Source organism: Kitasatospora sp. NPDC038210, assembly GCF_055600605.1.
In genome coordinates this window covers 443,447-463,413 of the sequence record NZ_JBVJYK010000003.1, presented here as the reverse complement: position 1 = coordinate 463,413, position 19,967 = coordinate 443,447, and the positions used below count along the sequence as shown (strand labels likewise).

Sequence of the window (19,967 nt, the reverse complement as noted above, 5' to 3'; positions counted from 1 at the left end):
CGCGGGGATCAGGCCTGGGCGGCGATGATCTCGCGGGCCAGGCGGGCGGTCTCGGACGGCGTCTTGCCGACCTTGACACCGGCGGCCTCCAGGGCCTCCTTCTTCGCCTGGGCGGTGCCCGAGGAGCCGGAGACGATGGCGCCGGCGTGGCCCATGGTCTTGCCCTCGGGGGCGGTGAAGCCCGCGACGTAGCCGACGACCGGCTTGGTCACGTTCGCCTTGATGAAGTCCGCGGCACGCTCCTCGGCGTCGCCACCAATCTCACCGATCATGACGATGATCTCGGTCTCCGGGTCCTCCTGGAAGGCCTTGAGAGCGTCGATGTGGGTGGTGCCGATGACCGGGTCGCCACCGATGCCGACGGCCGAGGTGAAGCCGATGTCGCGCAGCTCGTACATGAGCTGGTACGTCAGGGTGCCGGACTTCGAGACCAGGCCGATCTTGCCGGAGGTGGTGATGTCGGCCGGGATGATGCCGGCGTTCGACTGTCCGGGGCTGATCAGACCGGGGCAGTTCGGGCCGATGATGCGGGTCTTGTTGCCCTTGGCACCGGCGTGCGCCCAGAAGGCGGCGGTGTCGTGCACCGGAACGCCCTCGGTGATGACGACGGCCAGGCCGATCTCGGCGTCGATGGCCTCGACGACGGCGGCCTTGGTGAAGGCCGGCGGCACGAAGAGGACCGAGACGTCGGCGCCGGTCTTCTCCATCGCCTCGGCGACGGAGCCGAAGACCGGGATCTCGGTGCCGTCGACGTCGACCGTGGTGCCGGCCTTGCGCGGGTTGACACCGCCGACGATCTGGGTGCCGGAGGCGAGCATGCGACGGGTGTGCTTCATGCCCTCGGCGCCGGTCATGCCCTGGACGATGACCTTGCTGTCCTTGGTAAGGAAGATAGCCATGGTGTTAAGTCCCCTTCCTTACTTGTTGGCCAGCTCGGCGGCGCGGTCAGCGGCGCCGTCCATGGTGTCCACGCGCTGGACCAGCGGGTGGTTGGCGTCGTCGAGGATCTTGCGACCCAGCTCCGCGTTGTTGCCGTCCAGGCGGACGACCAGCGGCTTGGTGACGTTCTCGCCCTTGCTCTCCAGGAGCGCGAGGGCCTGGACGATGCCGTTGGCGACCGCGTCGCACGCGGTGATGCCGCCGAAGACGTTGACGAAGACCGACTTGACGTCGGGGTCGCCCAGGATGATCTCCAGGCCGTTCGCCATGACCTCGGCGGACGCGCCGCCACCGATGTCGAGGAAGTTGGCGGGCTTGACGCCGCCGTGCTTCTCACCGGCGTAGGCGACCACGTCGAGGGTGCTCATGACGAGGCCCGCGCCGTTGCCGATGATGCCGACCTGGCCGTCGAGCTTGACGTAGTTCAGGCCCTTGGCCTTGGCGGCGGCCTCCAGCGGGTTGGCCGCGGCCTTGTCCTCCAGGGCCTCGTGCTCGGGCTGGCGGAACTCGGCGTTCTCGTCCAGGGAGACCTTGCCGTCGAGCGCGATGATCTTGCCGTCACCGGACTTGATCAGCGGGTTGACCTCGACGAGGAGGGCGTCCTCCTTGATGAAGACCGTCCACAGCTTCTGCAGGACCTCGGCGACCTGGTCGGCGACCTCGGCCGGGAACTTCGCCGCGGCGACGATCTCGGCGGCCTTCTCCGGGGTGCAGCCCTCGTTGGCGTCGACCGGGATCTTGGCGAGCGCCTCGGGGTTCTGCTCGGCGACGACCTCGATCTCCACGCCGCCCTCGACGCTGGCCATGGCCAGGAAGGTGCGGTTGGTGCGGTCCAGCAGGAACGAGACGTAGTACTCGTCCTTGATGTCCGCGGTCTGGGCCAGCATCACCTTGTGAACGGTGTGGCCCTTGATGTCCATGCCGAGGATCTGCTCGGCCTTGGCGACGGCGTCCGCCGGGTCGGCGGCGAGCTTGACGCCACCGGCCTTGCCTCGGCCACCCACCTTCACCTGAGCCTTGACGACGGCGCGGCCGCCGAAGCGCTCCGCGATGGCGGCAGCGTCTGCGGCGGTCTCGATGACATCGCCGTCAAGCACGGGCACGCCGTGCTTGGCGAAGAGGTCCCTCGCCTGGTACTCGAACAGGTCCACGTGTTTGTCCTTGTTCGTGGTCGCGGATTGTGTCTCTACGAGCGTGCCACGGCAGGATCTTCGCTGCGGGTCGTCGGGGCGGTGCGGGTACGCAGAGGTACGGCCTTGCGGCCCACACAGCCACGGGCGCACACGTCAATCAACACGCGCGTCACGTCCGTCTGGCAGGTTATCCCCGCGGGACGGGACTGTTCCGCCCGGGGGCCTGCCCGTCTTGGGTGAGAACCGTCACAGACACCCTAGAGCGTCCCGGTGAACGTCCCGTCCACCGATCGGGTGGATTCCCGCGTCCGGGTGAATCCGTCACACCCCCTGGTCAGGCACCGGGACGGGGCGCTTCTCGATGGCCGCGGCCATGATCGAGGGGAAGGCGTCCGGGGTGCAGGCGAAGGCCGGCGCGCCGAGGGCGGCCAGAGCGGCGGCGTGCGCGTGGTCGTAGGCGGGCGCACCTTCGTCGGAGAGCGCGAGCAGGGCGATGAACTGGACGCCGGCCGCCTTCATCGCGGCGACCCGCTTGAGCATGCCGTCCCGGATGCCGCCCTCGTAGAGGTCGCTGATCAGCACGACGACGGTCTCGGAGGGGCGGGTGATCCTCGACTGGCAGTAGGCGAGCGCGCGGTTGATGTCGGTGCCGCCGCCGAGCCGCGTCGCGAACAGGACGTCCACCGGGTCGCTGAGCTGCTCGGTGAGGTCGACCACCGAGGTGTCGAAGACGACCAGCCGGGTGTCGAGGGTGCGCATCGAGGCGAGCACCGCGCCGAAGACCGCCGAGTGCACGACCGAGGACGCCATCGAGCCCGACTGGTCGATGCAGAGGATGACGTCCTTCTTCACCGCGCGCTGGGCGCGGGCGTAGCCCACCAGCCGCTCGGGGACGACGGTGCCGTGCTCGGGCAGGTAGTTCTTCAGGTTGGCCCGGATCGTCCGGTCCCAGTCGATGTCACGGTGCCGGGGGCGGTCGACCCTGGCGCTGCGGTCCAGGGCGCCGCCCACGACGGCCCGGGTGCGGTCGGCGAGCCGGCGCTCCAGGTCGGCGACCACCTTGCCGACCACGGCCCGGGCGGACTCCCGGGTGGTCTCGGGCAGCGCGTGCTTCAGCGAGAGCAGGGTGCCGACCAGGTGGACGTCCGGTTCGACGGCCTCCAGCATCTCCGGCTCCAGCAGCAGCCGGTCCAGGCCGAGCCGGGTGATCGCGTCCTGCTGCATCAGCTGGACGACGGTGGACGGGAAGTACGTGCGGATGTCGCCCAGCCAGCGGGCCACCTGCGGGGCCGAGCCGCCCAGTCCGGCGCTGCGGCGGCCGCCGCGGCCCGCCCGGCCGCCGTCCTCGGGCGCGCCGCGGTAGAGCGCGGCGAGGGCGCCGTCCACCGCGGCGTCCCGGCCGCGCAGGGTGCAGCCCGTGCCGTCGGCCTCGCCGCCGAGCACCAGCCGCCAGCGGCGCAGCCGTTCGTCGGTCGTGGGCGTTGCCATCTCGTCCTCCTCCTTCAGCGGATGTCGGGTGGTGCGGGTGCCGGTGATGCGGGTGCCGGGCGCGCCGGGCGTGAGGGGTGCCGGGCGGGCCGGGTGCCGGGCGGGTCAGGTGTCACGGCCGGTGGCCTGCCGGGGGATCCTCGGGCGGACGCCGAGCAGCAGCGCCACCACCGGGACGGCGGCGTCGGCGCGGGCCCGGTCCAGCTCGCCCGCCGGGGCAGGGTCCGCCGGTGGTTCGCCGAGCGGGCCGGCCGCGACCCGGCCGCCGATGGTCGTCCGCACGCCCGCCTCCAGCCCGGCGAAGGTACGGCGCAGCAGCGGCAGGACGTCGGTGAAGGCCTCACCGCTCACCCCGGTCAGCCACTCGTCCAGCAGGGCGAGCAGCCGGGGGTCGTGCAGCAGCAGGGCGCCGCCGCCGGCCAGGAAGCCCTCGACCCAGCCGGCCGCGTCCACCGGGGCGTTGGCGACGGACAGGACCAGCCGCAGGCGGCGGCCGGCCTCCTCGGAGTCGAGCCGGCCGTCGTCCAGCAGCAGCCGGACGGCCCGGCCGCGGAGCAGGCCGGGGGCGCCGGTCGCCGGGCCGCCGGACGGCTCGCGGGCTGCCAGCGAGCGCAGGGCGGCGGCCCAGCGGTCGGCCAGGCCGACCGGACCGTCGGGGTCCGCCGCCCGGCCGGGCCCGTCGGGAGCGCCGGGACCGGCAGGGACGTCGGCCGCGGTCGGCTCCGGTACGGCGGAGCCGCCCCGGGGCCCGGCGGAGGTCAACAGGCCGATCGCGCCGTGCACCTCGTCGAGGCGGCCGCGCATCGCCGCCGCGTTCTCGGCGTCCAGCCCGACGCACGCGGGCGGCAGGCCGACGCAGACCCGCTCGGCCAGGCCGGCCGCCGCCCCGGCGAGCGCGCCGTGGTCGGTGCCGCGCACGTCGCCGTAGCGCAGCGCGCGGACCAGTGCGGGCAGCGCGCCCGCCAGGTGCGCGACGTCGGTGTCCAGGGCCGCGCAGTCGGCGAGCGCCCGCATCACGGCGGGCAGCGCGTCGGACAGCCCGGCCAGCAGGCAGGTCTCCACCAGGCCGGTCAGCTCGGCGAGTTCGACGGCGGCGCGGGCGGTGCCGACCGCCCTGCCGGTCGCCGCGCCCTCGACCGTGGTGCCCCACTGGGCGGCCTCGGCGATCCGGACCGCGAACTCCGGCTGCCAGCACAGCCGCCAGCTCTCCCGGAACGTCCCGGTCGAGTTGACCGGGGAACGGGCCGGCACGCCCCAGTCCACGCCCAGCAGCCGCAGCCGGTGCAGCAGCCGGGAGCGGGCCGCGTCGGTCTCCTTGCGCAGGTCTAGGTCGACGTCCTTCGGTGCGGCCTCGGGCTTGAGCCGCAGCGAGCGCTGCAGCCGGGCCAGGTCGCGCTGCAGCGGCACCGCCGGTGCGGCGTCCGGCACCTCGCCGAGCGCGTCGCCGACCACCAGGCGGTCCCGGACCAGCTCCAGGGCGACGTCCGAGCCCTCGCAGAGCACCGCGCGGACGGCGTCCAGGGTCTCGGTCAGCCCGGCGAGCGGGCGGCCGCGCAGCACGGCCAGGGTCTCGGCGAGCCGGACCGCCTCGATGACGTGGGCGGAGGAGACCGGGTGGTCCTCGGCGCGCAGCAGGTCGGCGGCCCGGGTGAGCCAGCGCGGCACCGGGTCGCCGTCGGTGGTGAACAGGTGGTGGTACCAGCCGGGCGACTGCACGCCCGCGCCGTACCCGGTGGACTGGGAGAGCCTGCGGTGCGTCCACGGCACCCAGGTGATGTCGGTGCGCACCTTCTTCGGCAGCCCGGCGAGCAGTGCCCGGTCGTGCGCGACGGTGGGCATGGCCGCCAGCGCGGGCACGTGGAAGGCCCCGCACACCACCGCGATCCGCCGGTGCCCGGCGCGGCGGGCGGCGCGGATCCGTCCGCGCATGTACGCCTCGCGCAGCAGGTCCCGGCGGGACTCGAAGAGCCCTTCGGCGCGCAGCGCGCCCATCGCCTCGGCGACGGCGGCGAACGGGGCCAGCGCGTCGGCGCCGGGTGTGCGGTGCTCGACCACGTCCTCCCACCAGCGCTCCGGGTCGTCGTGCCCGGCCGCCTCGGCGAGCAGCGCCACCGGGTCGGCGGGCAGCCCGTCGGCGTCGTCGGTACCGGACGCGCCCCCGGGATCGGGCCCGTCGCCGCATTCGGCCGCGTCCTCGGGAGCGGCCGCGAAGCCGTACCCGGCGGGCAGGTCGATGAAGTGCACCGGCAGGTCGTGCTCGACGGCGTGCCGGATCGCCACCCATTCCGGGGAGAACTCGGCGTACGGCCAGAAGGCGGCCTTCGCCGGGTCGTCCACCGCGTGCGCGAGCAGAGCGACCGGCGGCACCAGGTCCTTCTCGGCGGCCAGGTGGACGATGCCGTCGGCCTCCGGCGGGCCCTCGATCAGCACCGCGTCCGGCTGCCACTGCGTCAGCGCGGCGGCCACCGCCCGGGCGGAGCCGGGGCCGTGGTGGCGGACGCCGAGCAGGGCCACCTCGGCGGCGCTCATGCCGCCACCCCGCTGCCCCCGGCGGGCGCTCCGCGCAGCCGGCACCGCCCGACGGTCCGCTCTCCCCCGGCCCCGGGCCGGGAGCACTCCCGTCGCCCGATCACGCCGTCACCTCGCGGGCGGCCCGGTAGAAGTCCTTCCAGCCGTCGCGCTCGCGCACCACCCCTTCGACGTACTCGCGCCAGACCGCCTGGTCCGCCACCGGGTCGCGGACGACGGCGCCGAGGACGCCGGCCGCCACGTCCCCGGCGCGCAGCACGCCGTCGCCGAAGTGGGTGGCCAGGGCCACGCCGTTGGTGACCACCGAGATCGCCTCGGCGGTGGAGAGCGTGCCGCTCGGGGTCTTGACCTTCGTCCGGCCGTCCACCGTGATGCCGGCCCGCAGCTCCCGGAAGACGGTCACCACGCGCCTGATCTCCTCGGCGCCGCCGGGCAGTTCGGGCAGCTCCAGGGAGCGGCCGAGCTGGTGGACCCGGCGGGTGACGATGTCGACCTCCTCCTCCAGCGAGCCCGGCAGCGGCAGCACCACGGTGTTGAAGCGGCGGCGCAGCGCGCTGGAGAGCTCGTTGACCCCGCGGTCGCGGTCGTTCGCGGTGGCGATCACGTTGAAGCCGCGCACCGCCTGCGTCTCGGTCCCCAACTCCGGCACCGGGAGCGTCTTCTCGGACAGGATGGTGATCAGGGCGTCCTGGACGTCGGCCGGAATGCGGGTCAGCTCCTCGACCCGGGCGATCCTGCCGCCGGCCATCGCCCGCATCAGCGGCGAGGGCACCAGGGCGTCCGGGCCTGGGCCGCGGGTGAGCAGCTGGGCGTAGTTCCAGCCGTACCGGACGGCCTCCTCGGGGGTGCCCGCGGTGCCCTGCACCAGCATCGTGGAGTCGCCGCTGATCGCGGCGGCCAGGTGCTCGGACACCCAGGTCTTCGCGGTGCCGGGCACGCCGAGCAGCAGCAGCGCGCGGTCCGTCGCCAGGGTCGTCACGGCGACCTCCACGACGCGGCGCGGGCCGATGTACTTGGGGGTGATCCGGGTGCCGTCCGGCAGTTCGCCGCCGAGCAGGTACGTCGCCACGGCCCATGGCGACAGCTTCCAGCGCTCGGGGCGCGGACGGTCGTCCTGCGCGGCCAGGGCGGCCAGTTCGCCGGCGAAGGCGTCCTCGGCGTGCTGCCGCAGAACGTCGGTCATGGGGGCTCCTTCGGGTCGGCCGCCGGGTGCACGGGTGCCACGGCGGCGGGATGATCGGGGGGAGCCAGGTCGGCGTCCCGGCCTGTGGGAACCACCCTGCACCGACCCACTGACAACGCCCGGCGGCCCGCGGGAGGCCCGGGAGGAGGCCCGCGGACGGACAGTCAGCCACTGTCAGTGCCGCCGCCTACGGTCGGTCGCATGGAGGAACGCTGGAGCACCGAACACGTCCTGTCCCTGGCGCCTGACGCCGCGTCGCAGAAGGCGGCGGGCAAGCTCTCCTCGCCCGTGTCGTGGTCCGGTGCCGGCAGCGACGGCACCGCGCTCTGGGGCGAGTGCAGGGGCAGCGGCCGCACGCCGTACCGCACCGTGATCGAACTCGCCACGCCCGCCTACCAGTGCAGTTGCCCCAGCCGGAAGTTCCCGTGCAAGCACGCGCTCGGGCTCCTCCTGCTGTGGAGCGGCTCCCCCGGGGCCGTCCCGGCCGCCGAACCCGCCGACTGGGCGGCGGACTGGCTCACGTCCCGCCGGGAGCGCGCCGAGAAGCGTGCGACGGCCCCGGTCGACCCGGAGGCCGCCCGCCGCCGGGCCGAGAAGCGCGGCGCCCGGGTCGCGGCCGGCGCGGCCGAGCTGCGGCTGCGCCTGGCCGACCGGATCCGGCACGGCCTGGCCGACCGGTCCACCGCCGGCCCGTGGGAGGAGGTCGCCGCCCGGATGGTCGACGCGCAGGCCCCCGGCCTGGCCGCGCGGGTCCGCGAGCTCGACACCGTGCCGCAGGAACGGCTGCTGGAGGAGTACGCGATGCTCCACCTGCTCGCCACCGCCGCCACCCGGGTCGACGAACTGCCCGCCGAGCTGGCGGCGACCGTCCGCGCCCGGGTCGGCTACACCCTGGACGCCGCCGAGGTGCTGGCCGGCCCCACCGTCCGCGACCGCTGGCTGGTGCTCGGCAGCCGCACGGTGCCGATGGAGGGGGGCTCCGACGACCGGCTGACCACCCGCCGGGTCTGGCTGCGCGGCGCCAAGACCGGCCGTCCGGCCCTGCTGCTGGCCTTCGGCCGCCCCGGCCAGGCCCCCGACCTCGCCCTGCCCACCGGCCACCTGCTGGAGGCCGACCTCGCCTACCACCCCGGCGCCCGTCCGCTGCGCGCCGCCCTCGGCACCCGCTACGGCGCGCCCGAGGCGGGCCCGGCCGACCCGCCCGCCGGGCTCACCGTCGCCGAGGCGGCGGCCGGCTACGGCACCGCCGTCGCCGACGACCCGTGGCTGGAGGCCTGGCCGACCGTCCTCGGCGACGTCGTCCCGGTCCGTGCCCCGGACGGCTGGTACCTGACGGACGGCCGGCACACCGTGCGCGTCCACGCCCCGGCCGTCCCGGAGGCGGCGCTGTGGCGGCTGGCCGCGGTCTCCACCGGCCGCCCGCTGACGGTCTTCGGCGAGTACGGCCACCAGGGCTTCGCACCGGTCACCGCCTGGCCCGTCGGGCACCGGCCGGTCGGCCTCACCAACCCCTAGGAGCACCGAGAATGACGATCATCCAGGACCCGTGGGAGACCCTGCACACCAGCGCCCTGCTCGGCACCGACCGCCGCCCGCTCCCGGCCACCGTCCTGCCGCTCGCCGACGCCGTGGACACCGCCGACCAGGCCACCGCCCTGCTGGAGCTGGCCGCCCTCGCCACCGTCCGCCGCCGGGCGGGCGCGCTGCCCGTGCCGGCGGCCGAAGCGCCCGGCCCGCCCGCGCCCGGGGACACCCGCCCGGAGCTGCCCGAACCGGCCGCCCGCCGGCTGGCGGTGCTGCTGGCCGGCCGTACCGGCGGCGGGGGCGGCGGCACCCTGGCCAACCTGACCGAGCTGCTGCCGCAGTGGCTCGCCACCGCCCGTGCCCGGGGCCTGCGGCCGCCCGCCGCGCTGGTGCCCGGCCTGCTCGACGCCGCCCGCGCGCGCAGCGAACTGCGCTCCGACGCCGTCGCGTTGGCCGGTCCGCTGGGCCGCTGGCTGGCCGGGCGGAACCCCGACTGGCGGTTCGTGCTGCGCACCACCGCCCAGGAGCCGGACCGGGAGCAGGACGACCCGGCCGACCACCAGCTGTGGCACGAGGGCCTGTTCGCCGAGCGCGTCACCCACCTCACGCTGCTGCGCCGCCACGACCCGGCGGCCGGCCTGGAACTGCTGCGCAGCACCTGGTCCACCGAGCGCGCCGAGGACCGCCTGCTCTTCCTGGACGCCCTCCAGGACGGCCTGTCCCCCGCCGACGAGCCGTTCCTGGAGGCCGCCCTCGGCGACCGCAGCAAGAACGTCCGCGCCACGGCCGCCGAACTGCTCTCCACCCTGCCCGGCTCCGCCCTGGCGGGCCGGATGGCCGGCCGGGCGCGGGCCGCAGTACGCCTCGCCGGGACGGGCACCCACCTGCTGGTCACCCCGCCCGCCGAGTGCGACGCGCAGATGCAGCGCGACGGCATCACGCCCAAGTCCCCCACCGGGCGCGGTGAACGGGCCTGGTGGTTCGGCGAGGTGGTGGCCGCGGCACCGCTCGCGCTCTGGCCGGAGAGCACCGGGCTGACGCCCGAGCAGCTGCTCGCCCTGCGGGTCGGCGACAGCATGGACGAGACCGACAGCAGTTGGGCCGACGACCTGCGGGAGGCCTGGGCGCGCGCCGCCGTCCGCCAGCACGACGCCGCCTGGGCCCGGGCACTGCTCGGTCCGGCGCCGGCGCCGCCCACCCGGGGGGCGGGCCGGGCCCGTTCCCCGCGCGCCACCGGCGCCCCGGCCAAGCTGCTGGCCGTCCTGCCGCCCGAGGAGCGGGCCGCCTGGACGGCCGCCTTCATCGGGGTGCACGGGCTGGGCGAGGCCTTCCAGCTGCTCGGCGCCTGCGCCACGCCGTGGACGCCGCCGCTGTCCACCGCGGTGGTGGACGCCCTGGCCCGGGCCGCCGCCTCCGGCGCGTACCCGTGGAGCCACAGCGGGGTGCTCGGGATGACGGAACGCGCGCTCGCGCCCGAGACGGCCGACGCGGTGGAGGAGTTGGCCGCCGGGGCCGCCCCGGACTCCGCCTGGGCCGAGACCTTCGCCCGGCTGGCGGGCACCCTGCGGTTCCGGGCCGCGATGCTCGCGGAGCTGGCGGGCTGACGCCGGAGGGCCCGACCGACGGCGGAAGCGGAAACGGCGGAGCGGGCCGCCCCTCCGGGGGCAGGCCCGCTCCGCCGTACCGACGACCGGCTCGTCCGGAGCCCGGTTGGCCCGAAGACCGGTTCGCCCGAAGCTCAGCTCGCCCGAAGGTTGGCCTCGACCCAGGCGACCACGTCCCGGGTGGGCGTGCCCGGCGTGAAGATGTCCGCGACGCCCATCGCCTTGAGCTCGGCGATGTCCTCGTCCGGGATGATCCCCCCGCAGAAGACCTTGATGTCCGCCGCGTCGCGCTCCTTCAGCAGCTCCAGGACCCGCGCGCACAGCGTCATGTGGGCGCCCGAGAGGATCGACAGCCCGATGCCGTCCGCGTCCTCCTGGATCGCGGTGTCGACGACCTGCTCGGGCGTCTGGTGCAGCCCGGTGTAGATGACCTCCATACCGGCGTCGCGCAGGGCGCGCGCAATGACCTTGGCGCCACGGTCGTGACCGTCGAGCCCCGGCTTGGCGACCACCACACGGATCGGCCCCGACACACTCATCACTGCCTCCTGGACCTCGTCGTCCATCACCCCACCGGGCCTCGTGGGCCACGGGTGCGGTTAACGGCCAATAACCAACCTGAGGGGAGGTTAGCGCCACCCGACCCGGTTGACCGAGCCCCCTCCCAAGAGGAGGGCAAAGTCACAGCTCCGGGCCTTGCTACCAGTGGGTATACCCTTCTCACCCCCGACCTCCCCACAGACCCCCCGGGCGCCCCCTTGACAACGCGGGGTTTTTCCGGAGCGTCGGCCTTCCGGCTACAGTCACGGCTGTTCGACCTCGACCGACGCCGTGACCGAGGCCCACCGAGGAGGCAGCCCCCGATGGCTCCCGAAGCAGCCGCCCGTCCGACCCGCGCGGAGCTGCGCCTCGCCGCCCGCGAGCAGTCCCGCGCCCAGCGCCGCGGCGCCGCCAAGGCGGCCACCCGGACGGCACTGCTGCGGGTCGCGCTGCCGTCGGTTGCCGCGCTCGGGGTCGCGGCCGCGGCGGCGATCACGGTGCAGGGGCAGGCCGACCAGCAGCGCGCCCAGGCCGCCGGACGGATGCCGGTGCAGGCGTCGGCGGACGACGCCCCCGGCCACGCGGCCGCCGGGGCGGCAGCCGCACAGGCCGTCGCGACCGGCGACCGGGCCCAGGCCTCGCGCGGCGACGCCCGCCAGCCACTGGCCGGCGCCCAGCCCACCGGGGCCCCGGACACGCAGCCCGCCCCCGAGCCGGCCCCCGAACCGGTCAAGCCCAAGGTGGTCATGCCGGTCGCGCAGCACGGCCTCGGCGAGCTGTTCGGCGAGGCGGGCACCCACTGGGCCAACCGCCACACCGGCATCGACTTCCCGGTGGACGGCGGCAGCCAGGTCATGGCCGTCGCGGACGGCACCATCCGCACCCAGTGGAACCCGTTCTACGGCTACATGTCGATACTCAAGATGTCCGACGGCACCGAGGCCTGGTACTGCCACCTGCGCGCCTACAAGATCCGCAAGGGGCCGGTGAAGCAGGGCGACGTCATCGCCTTCGTCGGCAGCAGCGGCAACAGCACCGGGCCGCACCTGCACTTCGAGGTCCGGCCGGCCGGCAGCGGGCCGATCGACCCGCTGCCGTGGTTCCTGGCCAACGGCCTGGACCCCCGCTAGGACTGCGACGTCCCGACGGCTTCCCGCCGGGACCACAGCTTCTCGGACTACAGCTTCTCGACCGGCGCGTAGCGCAGCAGCAGCTGCTTGCGCCCGTCCGTGCCGAAGTCGACGGTGGCCTGTGCCCGGTCGCCCACGCCCGTCACGGCCACCACCGTGCCCAGCCCGAAGCTGTCGTGGGTGACGCGGTCGCCGACCGCCAGCGAGACGACGTCGCGCTCGACGACCTTGCCGCCGCGCCGCGCGGACTGCCCCCAGCCCGCCTTCGGTGCGGCCGAGGCCGAGAACGAGGAGGACGAGGACCCCGAGGAGGAACGCGAACTCCCGCCCCCGGAGGAGGACTTGGCCCAGGACGAGCCCGAGGAGTAGCCGCGTTGGGCCGGCGCGTGCACCCCCCCGGTGCGCTTCCACTCCACCAGCGTCTCCGGGATCTCCTCCAGGAACCGCGAAGCCGGGTTGTACGCCGGCTGCCCCCAGGCGCTGCGCAGCACCGAGCGGGTCAGGTACAGCCGCTCGCGCGCCCTGGTCAGCCCGACGTACGCGAGCCGGCGCTCCTCCTCCAGCTCCTTGACCTGGTTCAGCGCCCGCATGTGCGGGAAGATGCCGTCCTCCATGCCGGTCAGGAAGACCACCGGGAACTCCAGGCCCTTGGCGGTGTGCAGGGTCATCATCGTGATGACGCCCTGCCCCTCCTCGTCCTCGTCCGGGATCTGGTCGGAGTCGGCGACCAGCGCGACCCGCTCCAGGAAGTCGGCCAGCGAGCCGACCGGCGGCGCGCCGTCCTCCCCGGCGTCCGGCCGCTCGCCCGGGTCCTGCTCGTACTCCAGGGCGACGGACGCCAGCTCCTGCAGGTTCTCGACCCGGGTCTCGTCCTGCGGGTCGGTGGAGGACTGCAGCTCGGCCAGGTAGCCGGTCTCCTCCAGGACGGCCTCCAGCACCGCCGCCGGGCCCGCGCCCGACTCGACCACCTGGCGCAGCCCGGCCATCAGGACGTTGAACTTCTTGACGGCGTTGGCGGAGCGCGCGGCCATCCCGTACGCCTCGTCCACCCGCACCAGCGCCTGGGCGAAGGAGATCCGCTCCCGCGCGGCCAGCGCGTCGATCATCGCCTCGGCCCGCTCGCCGATGCCGCGCTTGGGCACGTTGAGGATCCGTCGCAGCGGCACGGTGTCCTCCGGGTTGGAGAGCACCCGCAGGTACGCCAGGACGTCCCGGACCTCCTTGCGCTCGTAGAAGCGCACCCCGCCGACCACCTTGTACGGCAGGCCGACCCGGATGAACACCTCCTCGAAGACGCGGGACTGGGCGTTGGTCCGGTAGAAGATCGCGACGTCGCCGGGCTTGGCCTCGCCCTTGTCGGTGAGGCGGTCGATCTCGTCGGCGATGAACTGGGCCTCGCCGTGCTCGTCGTCCGCGACGTAGCCGACGACCTTCTCCCCGTGGTCGCCGGCCGTCCAGAGCTTCTTCTCGCGGCGGTTCGCGTTGCGCTCGATGACGGCGTTGGCGGCGCTCAGGATGGTCTGCGTGGAGCGGTAGTTCTGCTCCAGCAGGATCGTGGTCGCGTTCGGGTAGTCCTCCTCGAACTGGAGGATGTTGCGGATGGTCGCGCCGCGGAAGGCGTAGATCGACTGGTCCGCGTCACCGACGACGCACAGCTCGGCCGGCGGCACCTCGGCGAGGTGCGCGGCGGCCGGGTTCACGAAGTCCCCGTCCGCGGTGCGCTTCGGCGCGGCCGCGACGGACCCGCCGCTCAGCTCCCGGACCAGCATGTACTGGGCGTGGTTGGTGTCCTGGTACTCGTCGACCAGGATGTGCCGGAACCGGCGCCGGTAGTGCTCGGCGACGTCGGGGAAGGCCTGCAGCAGGTTCACCGTCGTCATGATGATGTCGTCGAAGTCCAGCGCGTTGGCCTCGCGCAGCCGCCGCTGGTACAGCGCGTACGCCTCGGCGAGCTTCTTCTCTGTCGGGTTGGCGGCCTGGTCGGCGAAGGTCTCCTCGTCGATCAACTCGTTCTTGAGATTGCTGATCTTCGCCGTGAAGGACTTCGGCGGGTACTGCTTCGGGTCCAGGTCGAGGTCGCGGCAGACCAGCGACATCAGCCGCTGCGAGTCGGCCGAGTCGTAGATCGAGAAGCTGGAGGTGAACCCCAGCTGCTTGGACTCGCGGCGCAGGATCCGCACGCAGGCGCTGTGGAAGGTGGACACCCACATCGCCCGGGCGCGCGGGCCGACCAGCGCCTCGACGCGCTCGCGCATCTCCCCGGCGGCCTTGTTGGTGAAGGTGATCGCCAGGATCTCCCCGGGCTGCACCCCGCGGGCGCCCAGCAGGTGGGCGATCCGGTGGGTCAGCACCCGGGTCTTGCCCGAGCCGGCGCCGGCCACGATCAGCAGCGGCGACCCCGCGTGCAGCACCGCCTCGCGCTGCGGGTCGTTCATCCCCTCCAGCAGCTGCGCCGGGTCGATCATCGTGCGGGCGGCGCCGTTGCGGTACCAGGCGTCCCGCTCCGCCTGCGCGGCGTGGTCGGTGTGGAACAGCCCGTCCGGGATCGCCTCCTCGTACGCGTCGTACGGGACCTCGTCCTCGTACGGCGGCGGTTCCTCGTCGACGTGGTCGACGGGGGCGGCGGGCTGCTTCGACCCGGCGGCGGGTGCCTCGAAACCGGGGAGCGGGAGGTCGTCAAAGAGGCTACTCATGGCACTCCGAGTCTATGGCCACCCACCGACAAGCCCGCCCGGCCGGAGCAGCTTCATCGCTGCGGACCGGCCGGGCGGGCTCGACTGCGGGCGCGGATCAGACCAGGCGGCGGGCGGTGGCCCAGCGGGTCAGCTCGTGGCGGTTGCTCAGCTGGAGCTTGCGCAGGACGGCGGAGACGTGGCTCTCGACGGTCTTCACCGAGATGAAGAGCTGCTTGGCGATCTCCTTGTAGGCGTAGCCGCGGGCGATCAGGCGCAGCACCTCGCGCTCGCGCTGGGTGAGGCGGTCCAGGTCCTCGTCGACCGGCGGGGTGTCGGTGGCGGCGAAGGCGTCCAGGACGAAGCCGGCCAGCCGGGGCGAGAACACCGCGTCGCCGTCGGCGATCCGGAAGATCGCGTTCACCAGGTCGGTGCCGGTGATGGTCTTGGTGACGTAGCCGCGCGCGCCGCCGCGGATGACGCCGATCACGTCCTCGGCGGCGTCCGACACCGACAGCGCCAGGAACTTCACCCCTCCCTGCTCGCCCATCACGCCGACCGAGCGGCGCAGCACCTCGACACCGCCGCCGCCGGGCAGGTGGACGTCGAGCAGGACCACGTCGGGCCGGGTCTCGGCGACCACGCGGACCGCGGAGTCCACGTCGTCGGCCTCGCCGACCACGTCGATGCCGGTCACGTCGGTGCGGCCGATCTCGGCCCGGACACCCGTCCGGAACATCCGGTGGTCGTCCACCAGCACGACCCGCGCGGTACGCCCGGCCCCCTCCGCCGGGACCCCCGTCGGCGCTGCCTCAGTCATTCGCTCTCTCCATCTCCAGCTCGACCTCGGTACCGCCGCCCGCTGCCGGCCGCACCCGAGCGGTGCCGCCGTTGCGCTTCATCCGGCCGATGATCGACTCCCGTACGCCCATCCGGTCCTCGGGCACCGTGTCGGGGTCGAAACCGGGGCCGTGGTCGCGGACGAACACCGACACCGTCCTCCCCTCCACCTCGGCGTAGACCTGGACCGGTCCCCCGCCACCGTACTTGGCCGCGTTGACGGTCGCCTCCCTCGCGGCCTGCATCTGTGCCGCGATCCGCTCGTCCATCGGGCAGTCGCCGACGATCACCAGCTCGACCGGGACGCCGTGCCGGTCCTCGACCTCGGCGACGGCGGCACGCAGGGTCTCCGCCATGGTGTCCGGCGCGGCCTCGGCGGCGGCCTCCGGGCGGTACAGCCACAGCCGCAGCTCGCGCTCCTGCGAGCGGGCCAGCCGCAGCACCTCCTTGGGGTCCTCGGCCCGGCGCTGGATCAGGGTCAGGGTGTGCAGCACGGAGTCGTGGATGTGCGCGGCGATCTCGGCCCGCTCCTGGGCGCGGATGCGGGCGGTGCGCTCGGCGCCGAGGTCCTGCCACAGCCGCAGGCCGTACGGGCCGAGCAGCACCAGCACCCCGGCGAGCACCGCGAGCGAGGCCTCGATCACCGAGCTGAGCGTGGAGCCGCTGCCCTGCATGGCGAGCAGCGCGATGGTGCCCGCCACCGCGAGCAGCACGCCCGCGCCGACCCGGGTGTAGGCGCCGCGCCGCCGCTCGCCCTCGATGCCGAACCAGCGCTGCCAGCGCGAGTCGTCGGCCTGCCGCCAGACCAGCGCGACGCCGACGCCGATCGCCAGCAGCGGCCAGGTGTACGGCTTGGCGGTCTGCACGCCGAGCACGTTGAGCAGGGCGATCAGGCCGATCACGACCATGACCAGGGCGGCGAGCTGGCCGAGGCCGCCCTGCCCGTTCTTGCCGGCCGGCGCCGCGTCCTCGCCCTCCGCGGGCGCCGCCACCGGCTCGCCCTGGAGGGTGTGCTGGAGCAGCTGGCGCAGCCGCCCGAGCCGGCCGCCGGCGGGGCCCTTGCTCAGCAGGCCGCCCTGCAGCCCGGGGGCGGCCGGGACGAACACCCCGTTGAGGTACACCCACTGGGCGCCGCCGCGCTGCGAGGGCTCGCCGATGCCGATCGGCACCACGAACCAGAACGCGGCGTACAGCAGCGCGCCGATCCCCTGCGCGAAGAACAGGAGGACGAAGGCGAGCCGCACCCAGCGCACCGGCAGCCCGAGGTGCACGGCCAGGCCGTGCGCGACGCCGCCGAGCATGCGGCCCTGCGGGCTGCGGTAGAGCCGGCGGTAGGGCGGCTTCCCGCCGTCGGGCGCGTTGGGGTCGGCGCCCGACGACGGTGCGGCGTCGGGGGCGATGGTTCGGGGATCGGTACCGGGGGCTGCCACGCCACCGATGGTTCCACGCACGCCCGTACGGGCGCATCAGGGTGTGTCCCTAGCCGTTATCAGGGACAAGTCAGGGTACGTGCAGGGGTGCTCCCGGTTGGGCCGGACCGGCACCTGCCGGAAGGATGGTGCCCATGACCGAGGACCCCCGCATCGAGGAGGCCGGGCCCGCCGCCCCGCCGGAACCGGAACGCCCGCCACTGACCAGGGCCGAGCACCACCGCGTGGTGGCCGGCGTCTGCGGCGGCCTCGGCCGGCACCTGGACATCGACCCGGTGGTCTTCCGCGTGGTCACCGTGGTGCTCTGCCTCTCCGGCGGCCTCGGGCTGTTCCTGTACGGCCTGGCGTGGCTGATCGTCCCGACGGACGACGACGCCAAGGGCCGCGGCGGGCGCACCGAGCTCCAGCGGGTGCTCACCGGCCGGGTGGACGGCCAGTCGGTCGGCGCGGTGCTGCTGACCGTGATCGGCACCGGGGTGTTCTTCTCCTCGATGGGCGACGGCGACCAGCTGTTCCCGCTGCTGCTGCTCGCCGGCCTGGTCTTCCTGGCGGTGCGCTACGACCCGGACCGCCGCCGCGGCCGGGGGCGCGGCCACCGGCCGGGCGGCCCGTACGACCGCCGCTTCCCCGAGTCCGAGGCCGGGGCGGCCGGGGCCGAGGGCTACGTCTGGCCGCGGCCGGCGTCCGACGAGGCGGCGCGCGCCCACCACGCCGCCGACCGGGCCGCCGGAACGGCCCCCGCCGACGCCCCGCCCCCGGGCCCGAGCGGCTACCTGTGGGACCCCCGCCACCCCGAGCGCAACCCGTACGGCGCCGCGTCCGCGAGCCCGACCCCGCCGTTCGGCACCCCGGTGCCGCCGGCCGGCGGCCCGGCCCAGCCCTGGTGGCAGCGCGCCGACCTGCCCGAGGGCGACCCGCTGCGCAAGGCCGGTCCGAAGCGCCGCACCGAGGCCGCCGTGCGGCACCCCCGGGAGGGTTCGGCGCTCGGCTTCTTCGGCTTCCTGCTGGCGATCGGCGCGGCCACCGCGGTCTGGGCGTCCTCCCGGAACCACCACGACCCCACCGTGCTGAGCACGGCCGCTCTGGCCGCCGCGCTGCTGGTGGTCGGCCTGACCCTGCTGGTCGGCGCGAAGTTCGGCCGGGCCCGCAAGCTGGCCGCGACCGGCCTGCTGCTGACCCTGGCGCTGGCCTTCGTCGGCCACTCGCCGGACTCGATGAAGAACGCCGTCGGCCCGCGCGAGTGGACGGTCACCGCGACGTCCGACCTGCACGACCGCTACAACCTCGGCGCCGGATCCCTCCGGCTGGACCTCTCCGGACTCGACCCGGCCGGGGCCACCCTCGCCACCAAGGTCGACCTCGGCGCCGGCGACATGACCGTCACCGTGCCGGCCGACGTGACCGTGAACGTGGTCGCCCGGGTGGGCCTCGGCGACATCGACGTCCCGGGCGACCGCAGCGACAGCACCGGACGGCACACCTATCTGATCGGCCCGGTCAACGGCCAGGCCTCCAAGGGCACGCTCAACCTCGAACTCGGAATCGGGCTCGGCAACATCAAGGTGGTCCAGCAGTGAGGAAGCACCGGCTCGACCTGTTCTCGCTGATCGCGGGTGGGCTGTTCACCGTGCTCGCCGTGCTCTACCTGGTCGCCGCGCTCAACGACCAGTCGGTGAACGGGCGGATCGTCATCCCCGTCACGTTCATCGTGCTCGGCGTCGGCGGTCTGGCCGGCGCGGTCGCCGCGGTGGCCCGGCGCGGCCGCCCCGACCGCGAGGAGTGACCCGCCCGGGCCCCGGCCCGGGCCTCAGCTCTGCTGCGGGCCCAGGGTCAGCTTGTCGCCGTCCTTGGTGACGGTGTACTTCGGCAGCGGCTTGACCGCCGGCCCGTTCACCACCGCCCCCGTGGCGGCGTCGAACCGGGAGCCGTGGCAGGGGCAGTAGAGCCGGCCGTCCTTCGGGGCGTCCACCGCGCAGCCGGAGTGGGTGCACACCGAGGACAGGCCGCAGTACTGGCCCGCCTTGGGCTGCACGATGTAGACGGCGTCCCCGGTGGCCGGGTCCTTGACCTGGGCCGAGCCGCCGACCGGCACGCTCGCCACGGGCACCGTGGGCGCGGACGCCGGGGCGGCGGAGACCGGGGCCGCCGACTGCTTGGGCGCGGCCTTGTCCCGGCCGAAGGTGCGGGTCAGCGAGCCGGAGAGCAGCCCGGCGCCGCCGATCGCGACGGCCGCGATCCCGCCGTCCACCAGCGCCCGGCGCTTGACGTGGTCCTCGTCCAGCCCCCGCGCGCGGTCCCGGTCGGCCCGGCGGGCGAGGTAGCCGTCCAGCGACAGGTACGGGGTGCCGGCCAGCACCAGCGGGGTCCAGGCCATCAGGTAGGCGAGGTCGTTGCCGAGGTAGTACGGCGAGACGCTCCAGCTGACGGTCAGCCAGAGGCTGAGGTTGAGGAGCGCGCCGCCGAGCGCCGCGACCCTGCCCCAGAGACCGAGCAGGGTGCCGAGCCCGACCGCCAGCTCGCCGAAGGCGACGGCGAGCGCGAACAGCGTCGAGTGGTGGAGTGCCGGGCCGAGCAGGAAGGAGATCGGGCTGCCGCCCGCCTTGGCCGCCTGGGTCTGCGAGACGAAGGAGGCCGGGTCGCCCGCCCCGGCCAGGAAGTGCCCGTCGGAGAGCTTGTCGAGGGCGGCGTAGACGAAGGTGACGCCGAGGAAGAGCCGCAGCGGGAGCAGCGCGTACTTCGACGCGAGCGCGCGCAGCTGCGCCGCCCGGTCGGTCCGACCGGCCGCTGCCCCGCCGGCCGGCATCGGCTTGCTGGCCTCCGACATCCCGCACACCTTCCCTCTCGGCCTGCCACTCCCTGACAGGTCCGGTCCGCATTCTGCCCGCTCCTGCCCGCTTTCGGTGGGACGTCCCACCACGGGGAGCGGTCCCGCACCGCGAACGGCCGCGCCGCCGC

15 protein-coding genes and 1 pseudogene are annotated in these 19,967 nt (G+C 74.6%); 5 read left to right on the top strand and 11 right to left on the bottom strand.

What is annotated here, in order from left to right; all coding sequences use genetic code 11:
- Nucleotides 1–8 precede the first annotated feature (8 nt).
- From sucD to ACZ7KX_RS08590, 5 genes are all read right to left on the bottom strand, one after another.
- Nucleotides 9–899: a succinate--CoA ligase subunit alpha gene (gene sucD / locus ACZ7KX_RS08610; RefSeq protein WP_350519965.1), complete on the bottom strand. Its 891-nt coding sequence runs from the start codon at nt 897–899 to the stop codon at nt 9–11.
- Between the two features lie 18 nt (nt 900–917).
- The gene (gene sucC / locus ACZ7KX_RS08605) at nt 918–2,090 is read right to left on the bottom strand and encodes an ADP-forming succinate--CoA ligase subunit beta (RefSeq protein ID WP_470325853.1); all 1,173 of its coding nucleotides are present in this window, start codon (nt 2,088–2,090) and stop codon (nt 918–920) included.
- Between the two features lie 303 nt (nt 2,091–2,393).
- A complete protein-coding gene (locus tag ACZ7KX_RS08600) occupies nt 2,394–3,560 on the bottom strand; it encodes a VWA domain-containing protein (RefSeq protein WP_470325852.1) in 1,167 nt (388 codons plus the stop codon).
- A gap of 105 nt (nt 3,561–3,665) precedes the next feature.
- Nucleotides 3,666–6,089 carry a DUF5682 family protein gene (locus ACZ7KX_RS08595; RefSeq protein ID WP_470325851.1) on the bottom strand — a complete coding sequence of 808 codons (2,424 nt, stop codon included), beginning with the start codon at nt 6,087–6,089 and terminating at the stop codon, nt 3,666–3,668.
- Nucleotides 6,090–6,189: 100 nt separating this feature from the next.
- Nucleotides 6,190–7,272, bottom strand: a complete 1,083-nt coding sequence (locus ACZ7KX_RS08590) for an ATP-binding protein (protein ID WP_470325850.1) — start codon at nt 7,270–7,272, stop codon at nt 6,190–6,192.
- Between the two features lie 201 nt (nt 7,273–7,473).
- Here ACZ7KX_RS08590 and ACZ7KX_RS08585 point away from each other — a divergent pair, with 201 nt between their 5' ends.
- Nucleotides 7,474–8,787 carry an SWIM zinc finger family protein gene (locus ACZ7KX_RS08585; protein ID WP_470325849.1) on the top strand — a complete coding sequence of 438 codons (1,314 nt, stop codon included), beginning with the start codon at nt 7,474–7,476 and terminating at the stop codon, nt 8,785–8,787.
- A gap of 11 nt (nt 8,788–8,798) precedes the next feature.
- On the top strand, nt 8,799–10,400 hold the full coding sequence (locus ACZ7KX_RS08580; protein ID WP_470325848.1) for a DUF5691 domain-containing protein: 1,602 nt from the start codon (nt 8,799–8,801) through the stop codon (nt 10,398–10,400).
- A gap of 134 nt (nt 10,401–10,534) precedes the next feature.
- Here ACZ7KX_RS08580 and ACZ7KX_RS08575 read toward each other — a convergent pair whose 3' ends face one another.
- Complete coding sequence (locus tag ACZ7KX_RS08575; protein WP_189916109.1) at nt 10,535–10,939, bottom strand: cobalamin B12-binding domain-containing protein; 405 nt, start codon at nt 10,937–10,939, stop codon at nt 10,535–10,537.
- A 324-nt stretch (nt 10,940–11,263) separates the two neighbouring features.
- Between ACZ7KX_RS08575 and ACZ7KX_RS08570 the strand changes: the two genes are divergently transcribed.
- Nucleotides 11,264–12,070, top strand: coding sequence for a M23 family metallopeptidase (locus ACZ7KX_RS08570; protein ID WP_470325847.1), 807 nt, complete (start codon nt 11,264–11,266; stop codon nt 12,068–12,070).
- A gap of 47 nt (nt 12,071–12,117) precedes the next feature.
- Here the strand turns inward: ACZ7KX_RS08570 and pcrA are convergent, their stop codons facing one another.
- The 3 genes from pcrA to ACZ7KX_RS08555 all read right to left on the bottom strand — a co-directional run bounded on the left by pcrA (nt 12,118) and on the right by ACZ7KX_RS08555 (nt 17,012).
- Entirely contained in the window at nt 12,118–14,763 is a 2,646-nt protein-coding gene (gene pcrA, locus ACZ7KX_RS08565; protein WP_470325846.1) for a DNA helicase PcrA, read from the bottom strand.
- Between the two features lie 97 nt (nt 14,764–14,860).
- The gene (locus ACZ7KX_RS08560) at nt 14,861–15,562 is read right to left on the bottom strand and encodes a response regulator transcription factor (protein ID WP_350519956.1); all 702 of its coding nucleotides are present in this window, start codon (nt 15,560–15,562) and stop codon (nt 14,861–14,863) included.
- Complete coding sequence (locus ACZ7KX_RS08555; protein WP_470325845.1) at nt 15,555–17,012, bottom strand: ATP-binding protein; 1,458 nt, start codon at nt 17,010–17,012, stop codon at nt 15,555–15,557. The genes ACZ7KX_RS08560 and ACZ7KX_RS08555 overlap by 8 nt, the downstream gene beginning before the upstream one ends.
- 134 nt (nt 17,013–17,146) lie before the next feature.
- Here ACZ7KX_RS08555 and ACZ7KX_RS08550 point away from each other — a divergent pair, with 134 nt between their 5' ends.
- Complete coding sequence (locus tag ACZ7KX_RS08550; protein WP_470325844.1) at nt 17,147–18,589, top strand: PspC domain-containing protein; 1,443 nt, start codon at nt 17,147–17,149, stop codon at nt 18,587–18,589.
- On the top strand, nt 18,586–18,795 hold the full coding sequence (locus tag ACZ7KX_RS08545; protein ID WP_350519954.1) for a hypothetical protein: 210 nt from the start codon (nt 18,586–18,588) through the stop codon (nt 18,793–18,795). The genes ACZ7KX_RS08550 and ACZ7KX_RS08545 overlap by 4 nt, the downstream gene beginning before the upstream one ends.
- A gap of 24 nt (nt 18,796–18,819) precedes the next feature.
- Here ACZ7KX_RS08545 and ACZ7KX_RS08540 read toward each other — a convergent pair whose 3' ends face one another.
- Both ACZ7KX_RS08540 and ACZ7KX_RS08535 read right to left on the bottom strand, forming a co-directional pair.
- On the bottom strand, nt 18,820–19,104 hold the full coding sequence (locus ACZ7KX_RS08540) for a QcrA and Rieske domain-containing protein (RefSeq protein ID WP_470325927.1): 285 nt from the start codon (nt 19,102–19,104) through the stop codon (nt 18,820–18,822).
- Between the two features lie 204 nt (nt 19,105–19,308).
- Nucleotides 19,309–19,815: pseudogene (locus ACZ7KX_RS08535) on the bottom strand (DoxX family membrane protein); the annotation flags it as partial.
- Nucleotides 19,816–19,967: the final 152 nt, after the last annotated feature.

Excerpts from the sequence above, each read along its gene's own strand:
- sucD (WP_350519965.1), bottom strand. The coding sequence starts at position 899 with ATGGCTATCTTCCTTACCAAGGACAGCAAGGTCATCGTCCAGGGCATG.
- ACZ7KX_RS08600 (WP_470325852.1), bottom strand. The coding sequence starts at position 3,560 with ATGGCAACGCCCACGACCGACGAACGGCTGCGCCGCTGGCGGCTGGTG.
- ACZ7KX_RS08595 (WP_470325851.1), bottom strand. The coding sequence starts at position 6,089 with ATGAGCGCCGCCGAGGTGGCCCTGCTCGGCGTCCGCCACCACGGCCCC.
- ACZ7KX_RS08590 (WP_470325850.1), bottom strand. The coding sequence starts at position 7,272 with ATGACCGACGTTCTGCGGCAGCACGCCGAGGACGCCTTCGCCGGCGAA.
- ACZ7KX_RS08585 (WP_470325849.1), top strand. The coding sequence starts at position 7,474 with ATGGAGGAACGCTGGAGCACCGAACACGTCCTGTCCCTGGCGCCTGAC.
- ACZ7KX_RS08580 (WP_470325848.1), top strand. The coding sequence starts at position 8,799 with ATGACGATCATCCAGGACCCGTGGGAGACCCTGCACACCAGCGCCCTG.
- ACZ7KX_RS08575 (WP_189916109.1), bottom strand. The coding sequence starts at position 10,939 with ATGAGTGTGTCGGGGCCGATCCGTGTGGTGGTCGCCAAGCCGGGGCTC.
- ACZ7KX_RS08570 (WP_470325847.1), top strand. The coding sequence starts at position 11,264 with ATGGCTCCCGAAGCAGCCGCCCGTCCGACCCGCGCGGAGCTGCGCCTC.
- pcrA (WP_470325846.1), bottom strand. The coding sequence starts at position 14,763 with ATGAGTAGCCTCTTTGACGACCTCCCGCTCCCCGGTTTCGAGGCACCC.
- ACZ7KX_RS08560 (WP_350519956.1), bottom strand. The coding sequence starts at position 15,562 with ATGACTGAGGCAGCGCCGACGGGGGTCCCGGCGGAGGGGGCCGGGCGT.
- ACZ7KX_RS08550 (WP_470325844.1), top strand. The coding sequence starts at position 17,147 with ATGACCGAGGACCCCCGCATCGAGGAGGCCGGGCCCGCCGCCCCGCCG.